Here is a 16,792-nt window from a genome sequence, read left to right on the forward strand (position 1 = left end):
TTGTTCCTTATGGGTGTATTGGGATCAAAAAAGTTGCGGCTGAATCCTAGCAAATAAAGATGTGCTTTTGATGGTTTTTTTGTGCATCTTGTTTAGCGATAGCCTTGAGCTTGTAGTGTAAACAGGTGGGCATATTGACCCTGTTGTGTGAGCAGGGCTTCATGGGTTCCACGTTCTTTGATTTCACCTTGATCCATGACGATGATCTCGTGGGCGAGGCGAACGGTAGAAAAACGGTGGGATATGAGAATCGCCATTTTGTCCTTGGTGTGCTCTTGAAAGTGTTGGAAGATGTTGGCTTCCGCTTGGGCATCCATGGCGGCTGTGGGTTCATCAAGGACTAATATGTCGGCTTCCTCGCGCATGAAGGCACGGGCTAGGGCGACCTTTTGCCATTGTCCCCCAGACAGTTCTTGCCCATCTTTGAACCAGCGACCAAGCTGCGTTTGATAACCCTTTTGTAATTGATCAATAAAGTCGGTCGCCTTGCCCAGTTCAGCGGCTTTTTGCCAGCCAGCTTGATCGTTGAAGCGATCATTATCCCCTGCCCCTATGTTCTCACCGACAATAAATTGATAGCGTACAAAGTCTTGGAATATCACGCCAACCCTTTTTAATAGGGTGGTTTCATCCCATTCAAGCAAATCTAAGCCATCGAGTAAAATTCGCCCTGCAGTCGGGTTATAGAGGCGAGTAAGTAGCTTAATTAAGGTGGTTTTTCCTGAGCCGTTTTCGCCGACAATGGCGAGACTGTGTCCGGGCCTAATATGCAAATTGATCGCTGATAAGGCGGGTTTTGCACTGCCGGGGTATTGAAAACTGACGTTCTCGAAGCGGATGCCGTCATTGGGTTGGGGGCCGATCTGTAAACCTTGTTGCGATGCTGGGGTTTCTTGTTCCAAATATTCATACAAGTTAGACAGGTAAAGGTTGTCTTCGTACATGCCGCTGATGGACGTTAACGAGGCGGAAACTGAACCTTGCCCCTGTTTGAACAGCAACAGGTACATGGTCATTTGTCCTAATGTAATGGCGCCGATAATGGTGTCACTGACAATCCAGCCATAAGCTCCATAAAACACTAAGGTGCTGATGATACCGAGGGCGAATCCCCAGCTTTCGCGGCGTAGAATTAAACGCTTACTTTCTTTGAATAGCTTGAGAAAAATTTCTGCATAGCGCTGTAAGAAACGTTCTCCTAATTGGTAGAGACGAACTTCTTTGATGTTGTCTTCACGGGCTAACAGGGTTTCCAGATAGTTTTGTTGACGCACTTCTGGGGAGCGCCAACGGAACATAATAAAGGCATCCCCTGAAAACTTGGCCTCAGCAATAAAGGCGGGCAAAGCACCGAGTATTAATAGCCCCAATGCCCAAGGAGAGAAATGCCATAATAAAACCGCAAAACTGGTTAGGGAGATGGCGTTTTGGATGAGGGCGAAGGTTTTATTAACGAGGGCGAGTGGGCGACTGGATGCTTCGCGACGGGCGCGAACTAGCTTGTCGTAGAATTCGGAGTCTTCAAAGTGAGAAAGAGTTAAGGTTTGGGCTTTTTCCAAGATCAACATGTTGACCTTTTGCCCCAGCAATCCCTGTAAAATCGCTTGTTGCGCAGTCAGCGCCCGCTGTGCTGCGGCAAGGATTAACACTAAGACCCCTTCCAGTACCACGTAGTTAAGCGCGGTTTGATAATGCAGGGTTTGATCTTGCTTATACAGCGCCATGGCAGCCACAACCGCATCAACAATCAATTGTCCCACGTAGGCCATCGCAGCGGGTACAACACCCGCAATCAAGGTTGCTAACGCCAGACCAATGGTTAACCCCGAAGAGGTTTGCCATACCAGCAAGATAGCACGGCGGCTGTAGCGAAACACACCTAGCATGTTTTTATCGACGGTGTTTTGGGCGGCTGGTGCGGGTTTCATCGATTGTCCTAGAGGTCATGAATGCTGAGCGTGTCGTTATTATAAGTCATTCTATGTATCTTTTAGCCATTAAAATAATCGCCCCTTATTCCCTGAATTCATCGTTTCTGTCTTTTTAATCTATTGGCTATATTGAGCCAAAGAAGGCGTTGAAAATGACGCTGTTTGGTCACAGTTTTGGTGGTGTAAATGAAGAATAAATCGCATATTTTTGGGCTTAATAATGTGGGTGATGGTACTCGTTCTGTGTGGAGTGGTGAGCAGGTAGAACACCCTTACCGGGCAACACAAACGCCGATTGTGGCGAGTGCCGCTTATGGCTATCAGGATATTGACGAATGGTACGATGTGGCGCTTGGGGCTGCCCCCGGTTTTATTTATAGTCGCATGAGTAATCCAACGGTAGAAACCCTTGAAGCCAAACTATGTGGTCTTGAGAATGCCGAATCTGCCGTAGCCTTTAGTACTGGCATGGCAGCGATCAGTAGTGTGCTTTACACCTTTTTATCGAATGGCAGCCGAGTCGTGTCTACGAAAGACAGCTATGGGGGCACCAATAAAGTTTTCGAAGAGTTTCTCCCTAGAATGGGGGTGAGTGTGACCCTATGCGAAACCCACAGCCACGAACAAATTGAAGCTGAAATTGCCAAAGGCTGTGAGGTACTTTATTTAGAAACACCGACTAATCCCACGTTAAAAATTGTGGATATCAAACGGCTGGTGGCGGCAGCGAAAAAAGTTGGCGCCTTGGTGATTGCTGATAACACCTTTGCGACGCCGTTGAATCAAAGTCCATTAGAGCTTGGTGTTGATATTGTGGTGCACAGTGCGACGAAGTTTTTAAGTGGTCATGCGGATGCCATGGGCGGTCTAGTGTGTGGGGCAGAAGCCTTGATAGAAAAAGTGCGTCATTACCGTGAGATAAATGGCGCAGCATTGGATCCTTTTTCTGCCTACTTCATTATTCGAGGTATGAAAACCTTGGCCCTAAGAATTCGCCAGCAACAGTCGAGTGCTCAGGCTATCGCCGAATACCTATTAACAGAGCCTTTGGTTGAGTCGGTTAACTATCCAGGTTTACCAAGTCACCCTAATTATTTCATTGCATGCCAGCAGATGAGGGGCTTTGGTGCTATGGTGAGCTTTGTCTTGGTTGGTGGTATGGAAATGGTGAAAACCTTATTGCCCCAGTTACAGTACGGCCATTGCGCGGGCAATTTAGGTGCAGTAGAAACCATTTATGGGCCAGCTCGAACGACCAGTCATGTGGAAAATACGTTGGAAGAGCGTATTGCGTTGGGGATATCCGAAGGCTTGGTACGTATTTCTGTTGGTATCGAAGACACTTGTGACCTTATTGCAGACTTAAAGCAGGCGTTTGAATTTGTTCGGAACGTTTCTTGCAGTGCGCCTTGTGCTAAAGACGAAGTGGATTAAGCTGCGTGGACTGAGTGAATGTCATTCCTAGGAAAATGAAAATATGGCGCAATTCCTTAAGTTTTTCCTAGGGACTGTTAACACAAAATCATGTAGTATTCGCTGTCAGAAAGGCCATTAGAAATGATAATAAGCGCGTATAGCGCGGTTTTAAATTCAACTGGGGACATCAAAACATGAAAAAAATACTAATTGCTGCTATGGCGTTATTCAGTGCCACTATTGCTTCAGCATCCGATAATAGCCTGTGGGAAAAATCGACACTTAATGAAATTATTACTCGTGGGGAACTTCAGGTTTGTTTAGAAGCGGGTTACATGCCGTTTGATATGCGTGATAAGAAAGGCAACATTGTTGGTTTTGATGTGGACATAGCGAAATCAATGGCAAAAGCGATGGGCGTGAAGATTGATCTACGTAACACGGCATGGGACGGTATTATTCCTGCTTTGCTGACTTCTAAATGTGACCTCATTATTTCTGGTATGACGATCACCGCAGAACGTAATTTGAAGGTAAACTTCACAGATCCTTACATTGTTGTGGGTCAAAGTATTTTGCTTAGTTCAAAATTGAAAGGTGAAGTAACAAGCTACCGCGATTTGAATAATGCTAAGTACAAGATTGCGACTAAGTTGGGCACGACAGCGGATTACGCGACTAAGCGTTACATGAGTAAGGCGAAAATCAATTTATTTGAGACTGAGTCTGAAGGCGCACTGGAAGTAATTAACGGCAATGCGGATGCTTTTGTTTATGACTTACCATATAACGCCATTTACTCTGCTCAAAATGAAGGTAAGGTTGTTCACCTTGATACGCCTTTCACTTATGAGCCTCTAGGTATAGCCGTACGTAAAGGTGATCCAGACTTCTTGAATTTCCTTAACAACTACCTAGCGCAAATCAAAGGCGATGGTACTTACGATAAAATTTATCAAAAGTGGTTCGCTAGCAACTCATGGTTGAAAAACGTTCAGTAATTTCAACCACTGAATTTTGATCAGAAAAAGCGATACAGTAGAAACGGCACAGTGATGTGCCGTTTTTTCGATTCTAAAACTTTGATCATGCCATACCACAAAGCACACTACGGGGAATCTTTCACCGATGGAAAAGCATCCACATCTGCTTTTATGGAAAGCGGTCTTTGTCCTAATTATTATTGGATTGGGATTTGGCGTTTATGCTTCCAGTAAAAGCATTGATTACACTTGGCGCTGGGAAAGAATTCCTCAGTATATTCTTAGTACAGAACCTTTAGAAATTCGATCACCTTTCGATGGTACTGTGACCGTTGATGAGACCAACAAACTGGTTACGGTTGAGTCGGATTTTGGCGATGAGCCGCTTGTTATTAAAGGCTTCGATACCTTACTGATTAATGACGGCGATTTGGTTTTTGAAGGGGATCCTCTGGTAGAAACCAAACACTGGAATATTGGCCCCTTAACTTGGGGCCTTATTATGACCCTGCAGTTGTCTGTAGTGTCCTTGATTTTTGCTGTGATTATTGGGCTATTTACTGGTTTAGCTCGTATTTCCAGCAACCCTGCCTTACGCTATTTATCCGTTACCTACATTGAGCTGATTCGCGGCACGCCGTTATTGGTGCAAATATTCATTTTCTATTTCTTCATTGGTACCGTTTTAGACCTAGATCGCTTTACGGCAGGTGTTGCTGCCTTGTCTGTCTTTACCGGAGCCTATATTGCGGAAATTGTGCGTTCTGGCATCCAGTCTATTCATCCGGGACAAATGGAAGCGGCGCGCAGTTTGGGGATGAATTATGTGCAGGCGATGGTGAATGTGATTTTGCCTCAAGCCTTTAAACGTACCTTGCCACCTATGGCGGGTCAGTTTATTAACTTGATCAAAGATTCTTCTTTGGTATCGGTTATTTCGATTACGGATTTGACCAAGGCTGGTCGAGAAGTGGTGAGTTCGACCTTTGCACCCTTTGAAGTTTGGTTTGCGGTTGCGCTTATGTATTTGATATTAACTGGCGCATTGTCTTGGGCTATTCAGCGTCTTGAGAAGAGGTTATCTGCCAGTGACTAACGTATCTGATAAGAGCATTATTCAAGCTCGTAACGTGGAAAAGGTTTATCCTAATGGCTGTCATGCTTTAAAGCAGGTTTCGCTAGATATTAACCGTGGAGAAGTCGTGGTCATTATCGGACCGAGTGGTTCCGGTAAGTCGACTTTTTTGCGAACACTTAATCAGTTAGAAACCATTTCTGATGGCACGATTCATATTGATGACATCAGTCTGACGGATAGAAAAACCAACATTAATAAAGTGCGTGAAGAAGTGGGGATGGTGTTTCAGTCATTCAATCTTTTTCCCCATAAAACCGCCTTGGGCAATGTGGCTTTATCGCCAATAAAGGTGAAGAAAAAGACGCGTGATGTTGCGGAAACAGAAGGCCGAGAACTGCTGAAAAAAGTGGGTTTGGCTGAACGTATGAATAACTACCCATCGCATTTATCTGGTGGTCAACAGCAAAGGGTGGCGATTGCTCGCGCCTTAGCGATGCACCCAAAAATCATGTTGTTTGATGAGCCGACCAGTGCTCTTGACCCGGAAATGGTGGGTGAAGTGTTAGATGTTATGAAGAGCCTAGCGGGTGATGGCATGACCATGGTGGTGGTAACACACGAAATGGGCTTTGCTCGTGAAGTGGCAGACCGAGTTGTGTTTATGGAAGAAGGTGAGTTGGTTTTTGAAGAAAGCCCTGATCGCTTCTTCGAGTCCGATAATCCTCGTTTGCAACGCTTTTTAGGGCAGGTTCTTTAGAGGGCTTTTCCTAGACGATAACCTTGGCGTCAGTGCCAAGGTTATCGTCTAGGTACTTAATAGAGTAGGGGCTTAATACTAGGTACTCAACATGAAGCAAAAATCCCTGCCTCCACTAAATTGGTTACGCACCTTTCAGGTGTCGGCCCGTTGTTTGAACTTTACTCACGCTGCTGAAGAATTACATCTGACTCAAGGGGCTGTGAGCCAACAAATTCGCCTCTTGGAAAGTCATTTAGGCATTACACTTTTTAAGCGTTTACCCCGTGGTTTGAGCCTTACTGAAGAAGGACAATCTTATTTTCCGGTAGTGCAGGACGCGATCTCTCGTTTGGCGGCGGGCACCAATGAAATTTTCAATGAAAGCGCTGCTCGGCCGATTAAAATTCGCGGTAGTTTGGCATTTTTTACCCATTGGTTGGCTCCTAAGTTAGCTGATTTTTCCGCTAATTACCCTCATATCGACTTACGCTACATCAGTAATATTTGGCTCAAAGAATTAGATGGGGATGAGGATCTTGAAATTCGCTGGGGACATGGCGATTGGTCAGGGTTGATATCGCAACGCTTAACGTGGGATACCTTGGTGCCAGTATGCTCGCCGGAATTGATGATCCGTTCTCCTTTGTTAGTGCCAAGTGATATTGCGCAGCATACTTTATTGCATGTATTAGGTTATGAAGAAGGTTGGGGGTACTGGTTAGACATCATGGGGGTGAATGATGTCGATGTTTCCGATGGTATGCAGTTTGATACTCTAGTTTCTACTTTACGAATGGCCGAGTTAGGTCAGGGTATTGCTTTGGCACGCTCTTCCATGGTGGTGGATATGCTGCAAGAGGGGCGTTTGGTCGCACCGTTTGGGCAAGATGTTGAGGCCAGCGAGTCCTTTTATTTGGTTTGTCGCTCTGGTGCACAGTTACCCACTGATGCGAATATTTTTTCTACTTGGTTGATTGAACAGGCCCATTGGCATCATACCAATGGGCCTTTCTAGGGTTTTAATGGCAGAATCCGGTTACGCTGCTGCGTTACTTTCAGTGTAATCCACTAGTTCATCGCCATCGAGTATGACGGTTGTGTCGTCTTCCTCGTAAACGGCATCCTCATCAGGTTCTATCACCAGGTCTTCGAGGGGCTCTCTTGTCGCACCTTCGGTGAGTTCAAGTTGAGGCGTTGCTTTTGTCTCTTTATTGGTTTTTTTGTTTTTTGAGGTCAGCTTCTTTTTTGACCCTATGGCTTCTAGTAGAGAATCTTTATTTTCTGCCAAATACATAGAAAGCGCCTCTTTTTGTTTTTGGTCGCCAGCCAGTGGGCTGTTATCCAAAAATTCGTAAAGCGCATCTGCCGTGTCCAGCAGCTTATCGTATGCATCGGCCTCGGCTTTTGAAGTAAAGGTCATTTTTTCGATTCCGTCACGTTCAACAACGTATTTGATTACTACAGGCATGGTCCACCTCGTGGAATAAATAATACTGTATAAATGTACAGTATTATTTTGTTGGCTGTCTAGTGTTTTATTTGTTGATCAGGCGAATGATGGTAAAGTGGCGTCCTAGATTTTCTTCACCTTGCCCAGATAATGGAAACTATTTTTCATGCCTATCGATTTTTCTTGGTTTAATCTTTCCATTGTTATGGATCATATAGAAATTGCATTAACCCTAGTGTGGATCTGTTTATCTTATGTGATTAGGCGTTATACCAAACGTATCATTCGACGACATGCCACACTTGAGCACGACAAAAAGCGCCAGCGTATTAATGCAGTTGATAATATTTTTAATTTATTGCTGGTGGTTGGCTTTATATTAATTTGGTCATCAGTATTACAGAATATTGCCATTTCGATTGCAGCCTTTATGGTGGCACTAGTGATTGCGACAAAGGAATTTATTGCTTGCATCGTTGGGGCTTTTTATCGTGCTAGCTCCAATCCTTACCGTGTGGGAGACTGGGTTCGCATTGCTAATTATGAAGGCGAAGTTACAGACAGTGACTGGCTTTCTACTACCCTGTTTGAAGTAGACTTACAGGGTGGGAGCTATGGTTACACGGGGAGAACGACGGTTGTGCCGAATAGTGTTCTGCTCAATCATACGGTGCAAAACCTGAATTACATGCGTCGCTATGTAACCCATACCTTTTCTATTTCTCGCCAAACAGACGAGGTAAATTTATTTACCATTAAGGAAGGAATTCTGACAAGAATACGGGAATACAGTGAGCATTTTCATGAAGTAGCCATTCGTTATAACAGCTTAATTGAAAAACGTTTAGACATTAAGATTTCAGGCCCTGAGCCAAGAGTGCGCATTACAACAACGCCAGAGGGCTTTAATGTATTTACTGTGTCACTATTTTGCCCGACAGAAGAAGCGGTCGAAATAGAGCAAAAAGTGACAGAGGATTTTATGAGGTTTTGGTATGAAAATCGTGATATTAACCTAGATTCAAAGAGGGGATAAAGAAACGTTATGCGCCTATTACCTGTGTTTTTTGTTGTTCTTTTATCCTTGTTATTGAGTGGTTGTAATAGCTTTCGAGTGAGCGAAGACGAAGTTAATCAGGAAGTCGCCAAGCGGTTGCTTGAACCGAAAGCAAACCATATTGCCTTAATGCTAGGTGGTAATACGCTCAATCTGGATTTGTTAGTGAATGCGGCCCACATTCATTTAACCGAACGTGATGGTGGGCTTGTGCTGGTGGATATGATGACAGATATGAAAGGGACGTTAACGGCTTTCGGGCGGGATTTTTCATTAACTACCAAGGTGAATCCATCGTTTGAATCTGGTGTGCGTCTTGAAGAAAATCGAGTCTATTTAGTGGCGGCTAAACTGACTAAAGTCGAAGTAGAAGGGTCGAGCTTTAATGATCAAATGTTACGCTCCACCCTTGGCCCGTTACACGGTGATTTTGAAAAAGCGTTAGCAGATTATTTTAATGAACATCCTGTGTATGTGCTTGACCATTCGCCTTTTGAAGCAAGTGCAGCGGTACTGGTTAAAGACATTATCATTAAAGAAGGTGAGTTAGAATTCGACATTTTCTAGTTAAGTTTCCATGCTGCCTCTATAATGTCGCGATAAAATCTCAGAATGAATAAAAAGGAAATAATATGCCGATTGCTGACAATCAAGTGGTTCAATTCCACTACACATTACGCCATGGAGAAGAGTTACTTGAAACTTCTGCGGGCAAAGATCCTGCCGCTTATCTTCATGGTCACGGCAATGTTATCCCAGGGCTAGAAAAAGCCATGGAAGGAAAAGAAGTTGGTGATGAATTTGAAGTGACGGTTGCTTGCTCTGAAGCTTATGGTGAACGCCACGAAGACCGAAATCAGCAAGTTCCAGTGAAACATCTACAGGGTGCAAAGCGTTGGAAAGCAGGTATGGTTGCCATGGTGAAAACGGAGAAAGGGATGCGCCAAGTCACCGTTGTAAAAGTGGGTTTGAAGCATGCGACGGTAGATCTTAATCATCCGTTATCAGGTAAAGATTTGACTTTTAACATTCAAATTCTGGATGCCCGTGAAGCGACTAACGATGAAATTGCCCATGGTCATGCCCATGGTGTTGGTGGTCATCACCACTAAATTTAGGTTTGTTGAATACCGCTAAAGCCCCTGTTACCTAGTCTGTAACAGGGGCTTTTGTGTTTTCGGAGCGTTGGTTTTTGTACTTTTTACATTCTACATTTTGAATGAGATTAACCGAAAATAGATAAATGTCACTTTTTAATAAGAATCGTTATCAATGCCTTGACAGATTCCATATCCTCACACATTATTGATAATAGTTATCATTTATATCTTGACGGAAGCAATCGGTGAGGAGCAAGGCAATGACTCGTTACTTAGTACCATTTTCAGTACTGGAACAAACTATACAAGGTGGTCAGTGCGCAGATTCACCGGAAGTGCTCTACCATTATCTAAACCTAACAGAAGAGTATGCCGAGCGGCTGAGTATCACCGATGCGGCATTACTGCATCGGCGTGTATTCAATGTGTTATTGGATACGGTATGCGATACCAATGTGGCGCCCCACTGGCGACAAACCTGTTTGGACAAGGTGTATTTACCTTTATCTCATATCAAGCGACTAATTGTGACCTATCAAGACGCTAAGGATTATTTCAAGATGGAGCATAATTTGCGCGTCTTGAGTCATTATTTTATATGCTCTTTCGAGCAAGAAGGAAACCATTAAGAACATGAAAATGCGTATTGAAAAAGACAGCATGGGGGAATTGAATGTCCCAGAAAAAGCCCTTTACGGTGCCCAAACCCAACGCGCGATTAACAATTTCCCCATTAGTGATGAGCCACTTCCAGAAGCTTTTATTCGTTCCCTTATTATGATTAAAGCTGCGGCGGCTCGTGCTAATGAATCGCTAGAATGCTTGACGCCTGATTTGTCTAAAGCGATTCAAAATGCCTGTGAGGAGTTATTGAATGACAAGCATTTGATGCAGCATTTTCCTGTTGATGTTTTTCAAACGGGTTCTGGCACTAGCTCTAATATGAATGCGAATGAGGTGATTGCTACCTTGGCGAGTGCTTATCATGACGCGCCAGTGAATCCGAATGACCATGTAAATTACGGGCAAAGTAGTAATGATGTTATTCCTAGTGCTATTCATGTGAGTGCCAGCCTAGAGTTAACAGGGCACCTTATTCCCGCTTTAGAGCATTTAAAAGATACCATTATCAAAAAAGGTGAAGCGTTAAAAGGTTTCACCAAAACGGGTCGTACTCATCTTATGGATGCCATGCCAGTGCGTTTGGATCAAACCTTCCATGGGTGGGCGGCACAACTGCAAGATAATATCGATAACCTCAATTATTTGCTCAGTAAAACCACTCAGCTTGCTCAAGGCGGCACTGCCGTGGGTACCGGCGTTAATGCTCATCCCGAGTTCGCAGACACTTTTGCCAAAGAGCTGTCTGATTTGACCAAGGTGACCTTCACTCCTGGTAATAACTTCTTTGCTCTGATTGGTTCACAAGATACGGCGGTTGCCTTATCTGGTCAGCTTAAAGCCGTGGCGGTTACCTATATGAAAATTGCCAATGATCTGCGTTGGATGAACTCCGGCCCGTTAGCTGGGTTAGGTGAAATTTGCCTACCAGCACTGCAGCCAGGTTCTTCTATTATGCCGGGTAAAGTGAATCCGGTTATTCCAGAAGCCACTGCCATGGTAGCCGCGCAGGTGATTGGCAATGATGCGGCGATTACCATAGGTGGACAGTCGGGCAATTTTGAATTGAACGTGATGTTGCCGATGATCGCTAAGAATCTACTGAACAGCATTAAGTTATTGGCAAACAGTGGTCAGTTGTTGGCAGACAGCGCCATTGCGACTTTGACGGTGAATGAGGAAAAACTTAACGAAGCGCTGCATCGAAACCCAATTCTAGTGACAGCACTTAATCCGATTATTGGCTACGCAAAAGCCGCTGACATTGCCAAAAAAGCCTATAAAGAAGGCCGTCCTGTGGTGGATGTGGCAGAAGAAGAGACTGAATTGAGTCGAGATGAGCTACTTGCTTTGCTTGACCCCGCCAAGTTAACTCATGGTGGACTCTAGTTTCATTATTTGATTTTTCCCTTATTAAGTAATGAAATCGGGCCAGCGTTTACGCTGGCTTTTTTATGAAAAATACATGGTTAAAGTTGTTTTGTCATAAACACACTGTACGGATCGAGCTCGTAATCAGCGAATGGGCCGCAGTAGCTGAAACCGTTTTTTTCGTAGAGCTTTCTAGCAGGAGCAAAAAAATCCTGAGGACCGGTTTCTAGGTTAATTTTCTCGATGCCTTGTTGTTTGGCCATATCGAGAATATAGCTGAGTAAGGTTGAGGCAATGCCTTTGTTACGTGCCGCGCTGGTGGTGCGCATGGATTTGATTTCGCCTTGTTTTTCATCGAATGTCTTTAATGCGCCACAACCCAAGAGTTGCTCTTCTTCCCAGACTGTCCAGAAGGTGATGTCTGGCTTCTTAAGCTCTGTTAGGTCTAGGGCGTGGACGCTCTCAGCAGGCGATGTTGCGTACATGTCTTCAAGGTGTTCGGTTAGCAGTTGTTTGACTTCTGGGCCTGATAAATCGTCTATTCTGATATCCATCGTATTATTTTCCTTATTAAGTGTTACGTAACCATAATTCTATGGCCTTTTTCACAGGCAATTTTTATGCCTAATGTAGGGTATTAAAATGAAGTGAAACAAACGTGTATACTCGTTCTTAATTTCAAATAATAAGAGTATTAGACATGAAAGAAGGCGTGAAATGACAGAGCAAATTAGCTTACGCCCAGCGACAATGGCAGATGCCGAATGTTTATTAGCGTGGCGCAATGATGAAGGAACCCGTTTGTCTTCTCATACTTCTGAGATGATAGAAATGGCTGATCATTTGAATTGGTTACGAGCTTCCCTGAGTCGTGAGGATCGACATCTTTATATTGCCGAGCAAAACCATCAAGCCGTGGGTACGGTTCGTGCGGATTTAGCGGCTGGAAAATGGACCTTATCTTGGACGGTTGCGCCAGAAGCACGGGGTAAAGGTGTTGCCCACCAAATGCTAAATGGCATTATAAAAGAATTAAACTCACCTTTATTGGCGGAAGTGAAAGTAGGAAATATAGCTTCAATGAAAGTGGCAGAGCGTGCTGGCTTTATCTTAGAAAAAGAAGATGGTGGAGTGCTATTCTATGGGCACACTGGTGTTTCGCCAGGGTAACAGATTAATCATCAAAGCGAATGCGAACCTTGGGTTCGTCTTTTTTCTTTTCTGTTGGCTTACGCAGTGGGTCAACCAGCTTTTCCAAGCCATTAATTTTGATTTCCAGTGCTAATTGTAGCCATTGTCCTAGATTGCCATTTGGCCAACCTTCGTGAGAAAACCAGAGTAAATACGCTTCAGGCAGATCGATTAATACACGACCTTGGTATTTACCAAATGGCATGGTTTGGCGAGCAACGTGAACAAGATCTTCTTGTGAAAACATGACTTTTACTTAGGTTATTAATCTTGGCTGTATTTAAACATAAGCAGGTTATTTGGCAAACGACGGATTTTCCTTGAAGCGCTGAATCAAGTAATCGCAAATAGCGCGTAATTTTGGCGATGGTTGTCGAGCCTTCGGATACACTAGCCAAACGCCACTATAAGGGTATTGATACTGAGGCAGTAGGGCGACTAATTTGCCACTGGCGAGGTCGTCATTGACGTAATAGTCCGGCAGTTGCGCAATGCCTAAGCCCTTACGAATGGCGTCTATTAAAGCCGGCCCAGAATTACTGCGCCATTGGCTGCTGACTTTCACCTCTTTGCGCTGCCCATCCTGTTGAAATAACCAATGGTTTTTGGAACCGATCAAGCAGCGATGCTTATTTAACTCAGCCAAAGTATGCGGCATGCCGTGTTGGTCAATGTATTCACGGGAAGCACAAAGGTATTCGACCCGATCACATAAGCGGCGTGATAAGTGGCTGGAATCTTTCATCGCGCCCATACGAATCGCAAGGTCGTAGCCTTCTTCAATTAAATCAACCGCGCGGTTGGTTAAATGAAAATCTAAATCGATTTTAGGGTGATCCAACAAAAAATCATTCATTAAAGGGGCAATGTAACGTTCGCCAAAAGTGGTGGCACAGGTCATTTTAAAGGGACCGATGGGTGCTTGATTCAGGGTAGAAATGACTTCTTCGGCGCTGCTTAGGGCTTCTGGTAAATCTCGACAATGCTGATAATAAAGTTCGCCTGCTTCGCTCAGGCGAATGCGTCGTGTGGTACGAAACAAAAGTGTCGTGCCGAGCTCAGCTTCTAATTGGGTAATCAAACGGCTGATATGCGATGCGGAAACGCTGAGCTTTATCGCAGCGGCGGAAAAACCACCTTGTCGGACGACTTCGATGAAGGCTTCCATAGCTTCCCAGTTTTTCATTTTTACTCTCTCAACCTGCTGAAAACGAATTGTTACATTATAACTAAAACAGAGGTTTTTCAAATGATTGTTGCTATATGACAATAATCATTTTCCAAAACGGGCATTATCCTAGTAATAAATTGGGACTACACTGGGTAGATTGAAAACTTAACTGAAAACAAACTTGGAGAACGCGATGAAATGTAAAGCCGCTGTTGCTTGGGGCCCAGGCCAACCACTTAAAATTGAAGAAGTTGATGTTCAAGACCCGCAAGCAGGTGAAGTCTTGGTTCGTATGGTGGCAACGGGTGTTTGTCACACCGATGCTTTTACCTTGTCCGGTGAAGATCCAGAAGGTATTTTCCCTGCGATTCTAGGCCATGAAGGTGCTGGTATTGTTGAAGCGGTAGGTGAAGGCGTTACTACGCTTAAAGCTGGCGATCATGTTATCCCGCTTTACACAGCAGAGTGTGGCGAATGTAAATTTTGTAAATCCGGCAAAACTAACTTGTGTCAGGCGGTTCGTGAAACCCAAGGTAAAGGCCTAATGCCTGATGGCACGAGCCGTTTTAGCATTAATGGTGAACCTATTTTCCATTACATGGGAACCTCTACCTTTTCTGAATACAGTGTGGTTCCTGAAATTGCATTAGCGAAAGTGCATGTTGATGCACCGTTAGAAAAGGTGTGTCTACTCGGTTGTGGTATCACTACGGGTATTGGTGCGGTATTGAATACAGCGAAAGTAGAAAAAGGCGAAACAGTAGCCGTATTTGGTCTAGGCGGCATTGGCTTGTCTGTTATCCAAGGGGCGCGCATGGCCGGTGCAGATCGCATTATCGCGATCGACATTAATGAATCTAAATTCGAAATGGCGAAACAATTCGGCGCGACGGATTGCATTAATCCGAAAAACTTCGATGCGCCTATTCAGCAAGTGATTGTTGATATGACAGACGGCGGCGTAGACTACTCATTCGAATGTATCGGTAACGTGCAAATCATGCGTCAGGCGCTGGAGTGCTGCCATAAAGGTTGGGGCGAATCCATCATCATAGGTGTGGCGGGTGCTGGCCAAGAGATCTCTACCCGTCCGTTCCAGCTAGTGACTGGTCGAGTCTGGAAAGGTTCTGCATTCGGTGGCGTTAAAGGTCGTAGCCAATTGCCAGGTTATGTCGAAGATTACATGAATGGCAAAATCGAAATTGACCCATTTGTGACTCATACCATGCCGCTTGAGCAAATCAACGAAGCGTTTGATTTGATGCACGAAGGTAAGAGTATCCGTACTGTTATTCTTTTTGATAAGTAAGCTGGCCATTTGTTTGCACTGTCTAGGCCGTGCAAACGGTAAGGAGTAATTATGGAATTGCTATCTAGCACGAAAAGCTTTGGTGGCTGGCTAAAACGCTACCGCCATGAGAGCTTATCGGTAAAAGGCGAAATGACCTTTGCGATTTTCTTGCCTCCGCAAGCGGAAACGCAAAAAGTACCTGTGTTGTATTGGTTGTCTGGCTTGACCTGTACTGACGAAAACTTCACCCAAAAAGCGGGTGCGTTTCGTAAAGCAGCAGAACTGGGTTTAGCCATTGTTTGTCCTGATACCAGCCCTCGCGGCACGGACTATCCGAACGAACATGAAAGCTACGATTTTGGCTCAGCAGCGGGCTTCTATCTAAACGCGACCGTGGCGCCGTATTCGAACACCTACCACATGTACGATTACGTGGTGCAAGAATTACCGCACTTGGTAGAAACGAACTTTCCTGTTACGGACAAACGTTCTATTTCTGGTCACTCTATGGGTGGTCACGGCGCTTTGATTTGTGCCTTGAAAAATCCGGGCACCTATCAATCGGTGTCTGCGTTTTCTCCTATTGTTAACCCAACGAACTGTCCTTGGGGCGAAAAAGCTTTCACAGGTTACTTAGGTGAAGACAAATCTACTTGGAACGAGTGGGATGCGACCTTATTGGTCGAGGGGGCAAGTGAACGCTTGCCTTTATTGATCGATCAAGGTGAAGCGGACAACTTCTTGGTAGAGCAACTGAAACCAGAAGCACTAGAATCCGCCTGTGAAAAAGCCGGACACCCACTGACGCTACGTCGTCAACCGGGCTACGACCACAGCTACTTCTTTATCGCTAGCTTCATTGATGATCACCTAGAACATCATGCTAACGCGTTGAAATAGTGGTTGAGTTTGTACTGACAAAAGCGAGCTTCGGCTCGTTTTTTTGATTCAGGTGGGCAGGGCAGCGCCTCAACAAATGTCATTTAATTGTAAGGATATGTGTTTATTTCTTGAATATAAATGAGATTCATTTACAATATTTTCTGTGTTTTTATTAATTCTGTTGTTCCGAGCGTGTTTTCTTCGGATTTTTAAAATTAATAATTCAAGGACGAAGGTTGTTTATGCTGTCTGCTTTCAAGTGGCTAAAAGAAACATGTGGTGTTGTTGGACGCTTTTCTTCTCCTAAAAAGCCCGCCTTGTCTCTTTCTTCTGTTCGTCCTATTCCGCGTTATTCGTCTCATCAATCTTTGTTGGCGCCTTGTCGTAAACACCAAAAACACATTGCCTTGATTCTGCTGTCCTCGTATTTTTCCATGCCGGGTGTGTTGTTGGCACAGGGCATGTCGGCGGCGAATACGGCCCATGCCCCTGCGTTTGATACGGCGGCCAA

The 16,792-nt window shown here is 44.5% G+C and carries 19 protein-coding genes; 14 read left to right on the forward strand and 5 right to left on the reverse strand.

The genetic code is table 11. The annotated features are described in order from the left end of the window. Positions 1 to 92: 92 nt before the first annotated feature. A complete protein-coding gene (locus I8J31_RS13850) occupies positions 93 to 1,928 on the reverse strand; it encodes an ABC transporter ATP-binding protein (RefSeq protein WP_199469168.1) in 1,836 nt (611 codons plus the stop codon). Positions 1,929 to 2,117: 189 nt separating this feature from the next. Here I8J31_RS13850 and I8J31_RS13855 point away from each other — a divergent pair, with 189 nt between their 5' ends. The 5 genes from I8J31_RS13855 to I8J31_RS13875 all read left to right on the forward strand — a co-directional run bounded on the left by I8J31_RS13855 (position 2,118) and on the right by I8J31_RS13875 (position 7,162). Beyond that, positions 2,118 to 3,365: a cystathionine gamma-synthase family protein gene (locus I8J31_RS13855; protein WP_199469169.1), complete on the forward strand. Its 1,248-nt coding sequence runs from the start codon at positions 2,118 to 2,120 to the stop codon at positions 3,363 to 3,365. Between the two features lie 176 nt (positions 3,366 to 3,541). Then, a complete protein-coding gene (locus I8J31_RS13860) occupies positions 3,542 to 4,348 on the forward strand; it encodes a transporter substrate-binding domain-containing protein (protein ID WP_199469170.1) in 807 nt (268 codons plus the stop codon). A gap of 127 nt (positions 4,349 to 4,475) precedes the next feature. Beyond that, on the forward strand, positions 4,476 to 5,426 hold the full coding sequence (locus tag I8J31_RS13865; RefSeq protein ID WP_199469171.1) for an ABC transporter permease subunit: 951 nt from the start codon (positions 4,476 to 4,478) through the stop codon (positions 5,424 to 5,426). Beyond that, on the forward strand, positions 5,419 to 6,165 hold the full coding sequence (locus I8J31_RS13870) for an amino acid ABC transporter ATP-binding protein (protein WP_325101210.1): 747 nt from the start codon (positions 5,419 to 5,421) through the stop codon (positions 6,163 to 6,165). Before I8J31_RS13865 ends, I8J31_RS13870 begins: the two co-directional genes overlap by 8 nt. Before the next feature lie 91 nt (positions 6,166 to 6,256). After that, positions 6,257 to 7,162, forward strand: a complete 906-nt coding sequence (locus I8J31_RS13875) for a LysR substrate-binding domain-containing protein (RefSeq protein ID WP_199469172.1) — start codon at positions 6,257 to 6,259, stop codon at positions 7,160 to 7,162. A 21-nt stretch (positions 7,163 to 7,183) separates the two neighbouring features. On the opposite strand, the gene I8J31_RS21230 is transcribed toward I8J31_RS13875, so the two are convergent. Further along, positions 7,184 to 7,615 carry a YebG family protein gene (locus I8J31_RS21230; protein ID WP_199469173.1) on the reverse strand — a complete coding sequence of 144 codons (432 nt, stop codon included), beginning with the start codon at positions 7,613 to 7,615 and terminating at the stop codon, positions 7,184 to 7,186. 148 nt (positions 7,616 to 7,763) lie between these two features. On the opposite strand from I8J31_RS21230, the gene I8J31_RS13885 reads away from it, so the two are divergent. From I8J31_RS13885 to I8J31_RS13905, 5 genes are all read left to right on the forward strand, one after another. Beyond that, positions 7,764 to 8,633, forward strand: a complete 870-nt coding sequence (locus I8J31_RS13885) for a mechanosensitive ion channel family protein (RefSeq protein WP_199469174.1) — start codon at positions 7,764 to 7,766, stop codon at positions 8,631 to 8,633. A 9-nt stretch (positions 8,634 to 8,642) separates the two neighbouring features. Further along, the gene (locus I8J31_RS13890) at positions 8,643 to 9,221 is read left to right on the forward strand and encodes a DUF1439 domain-containing protein (protein WP_199469175.1); all 579 of its coding nucleotides are present in this window, start codon (positions 8,643 to 8,645) and stop codon (positions 9,219 to 9,221) included. A 65-nt stretch (positions 9,222 to 9,286) separates the two neighbouring features. After that, positions 9,287 to 9,766, forward strand: coding sequence for an FKBP-type peptidyl-prolyl cis-trans isomerase (locus I8J31_RS13895; RefSeq protein WP_199469176.1), 480 nt, complete (start codon positions 9,287 to 9,289; stop codon positions 9,764 to 9,766). A gap of 248 nt (positions 9,767 to 10,014) precedes the next feature. Continuing rightward, positions 10,015 to 10,383 carry a hypothetical protein gene (locus I8J31_RS13900; RefSeq protein ID WP_199469177.1) on the forward strand — a complete coding sequence of 123 codons (369 nt, stop codon included), beginning with the start codon at positions 10,015 to 10,017 and terminating at the stop codon, positions 10,381 to 10,383. Between the two features lie 4 nt (positions 10,384 to 10,387). After that, positions 10,388 to 11,764, forward strand: coding sequence for a class II fumarate hydratase (locus tag I8J31_RS13905; RefSeq protein WP_199469178.1), 1,377 nt, complete (start codon positions 10,388 to 10,390; stop codon positions 11,762 to 11,764). A gap of 80 nt (positions 11,765 to 11,844) precedes the next feature. Here the strand turns inward: I8J31_RS13905 and I8J31_RS13910 are convergent, their stop codons facing one another. Beyond that, the gene (locus I8J31_RS13910; RefSeq protein WP_199469179.1) at positions 11,845 to 12,300 is read right to left on the reverse strand and encodes a GNAT family N-acetyltransferase; all 456 of its coding nucleotides are present in this window, start codon (positions 12,298 to 12,300) and stop codon (positions 11,845 to 11,847) included. A 163-nt stretch (positions 12,301 to 12,463) separates the two neighbouring features. Between I8J31_RS13910 and I8J31_RS13915 the strand changes: the two genes are divergently transcribed. Next, positions 12,464 to 12,916, forward strand: a complete 453-nt coding sequence (locus I8J31_RS13915) for a GNAT family N-acetyltransferase (protein WP_199469180.1) — start codon at positions 12,464 to 12,466, stop codon at positions 12,914 to 12,916. Between the two features lie 4 nt (positions 12,917 to 12,920). On the opposite strand, the gene I8J31_RS13920 is transcribed toward I8J31_RS13915, so the two are convergent. Beyond that, entirely contained in the window at positions 12,921 to 13,184 is a 264-nt protein-coding gene (locus I8J31_RS13920; RefSeq protein ID WP_199469181.1) for a DUF3820 family protein, read from the reverse strand. 48 nt (positions 13,185 to 13,232) lie between these two features. Next, complete coding sequence (locus I8J31_RS13925) at positions 13,233 to 14,123, reverse strand: LysR family transcriptional regulator (RefSeq protein WP_199469182.1); 891 nt, start codon at positions 14,121 to 14,123, stop codon at positions 13,233 to 13,235. 178 nt (positions 14,124 to 14,301) lie between these two features. Here I8J31_RS13925 and I8J31_RS13930 point away from each other — a divergent pair, with 178 nt between their 5' ends. The 3 genes from I8J31_RS13930 to I8J31_RS13940 all read left to right on the forward strand — a co-directional run. Then, positions 14,302 to 15,417, forward strand: a complete 1,116-nt coding sequence (locus I8J31_RS13930) for an S-(hydroxymethyl)glutathione dehydrogenase/class III alcohol dehydrogenase (RefSeq protein ID WP_199469183.1) — start codon at positions 14,302 to 14,304, stop codon at positions 15,415 to 15,417. A gap of 51 nt (positions 15,418 to 15,468) precedes the next feature. Further along, a complete protein-coding gene (fghA, locus tag I8J31_RS13935) occupies positions 15,469 to 16,299 on the forward strand; it encodes an S-formylglutathione hydrolase (protein WP_199469184.1) in 831 nt (276 codons plus the stop codon). Between the two features lie 224 nt (positions 16,300 to 16,523). Beyond that, the coding region (locus tag I8J31_RS13940) for a hypothetical protein (RefSeq protein ID WP_199469185.1) at positions 16,524 to 16,792 on the forward strand (269 nt) is incomplete at its 3' end.

Source organism: Marinomonas transparens (genome assembly GCF_016463975.1).
Taxonomy (GTDB): domain Bacteria; phylum Pseudomonadota; class Gammaproteobacteria; order Pseudomonadales; family Marinomonadaceae; genus Marinomonas; species Marinomonas transparens.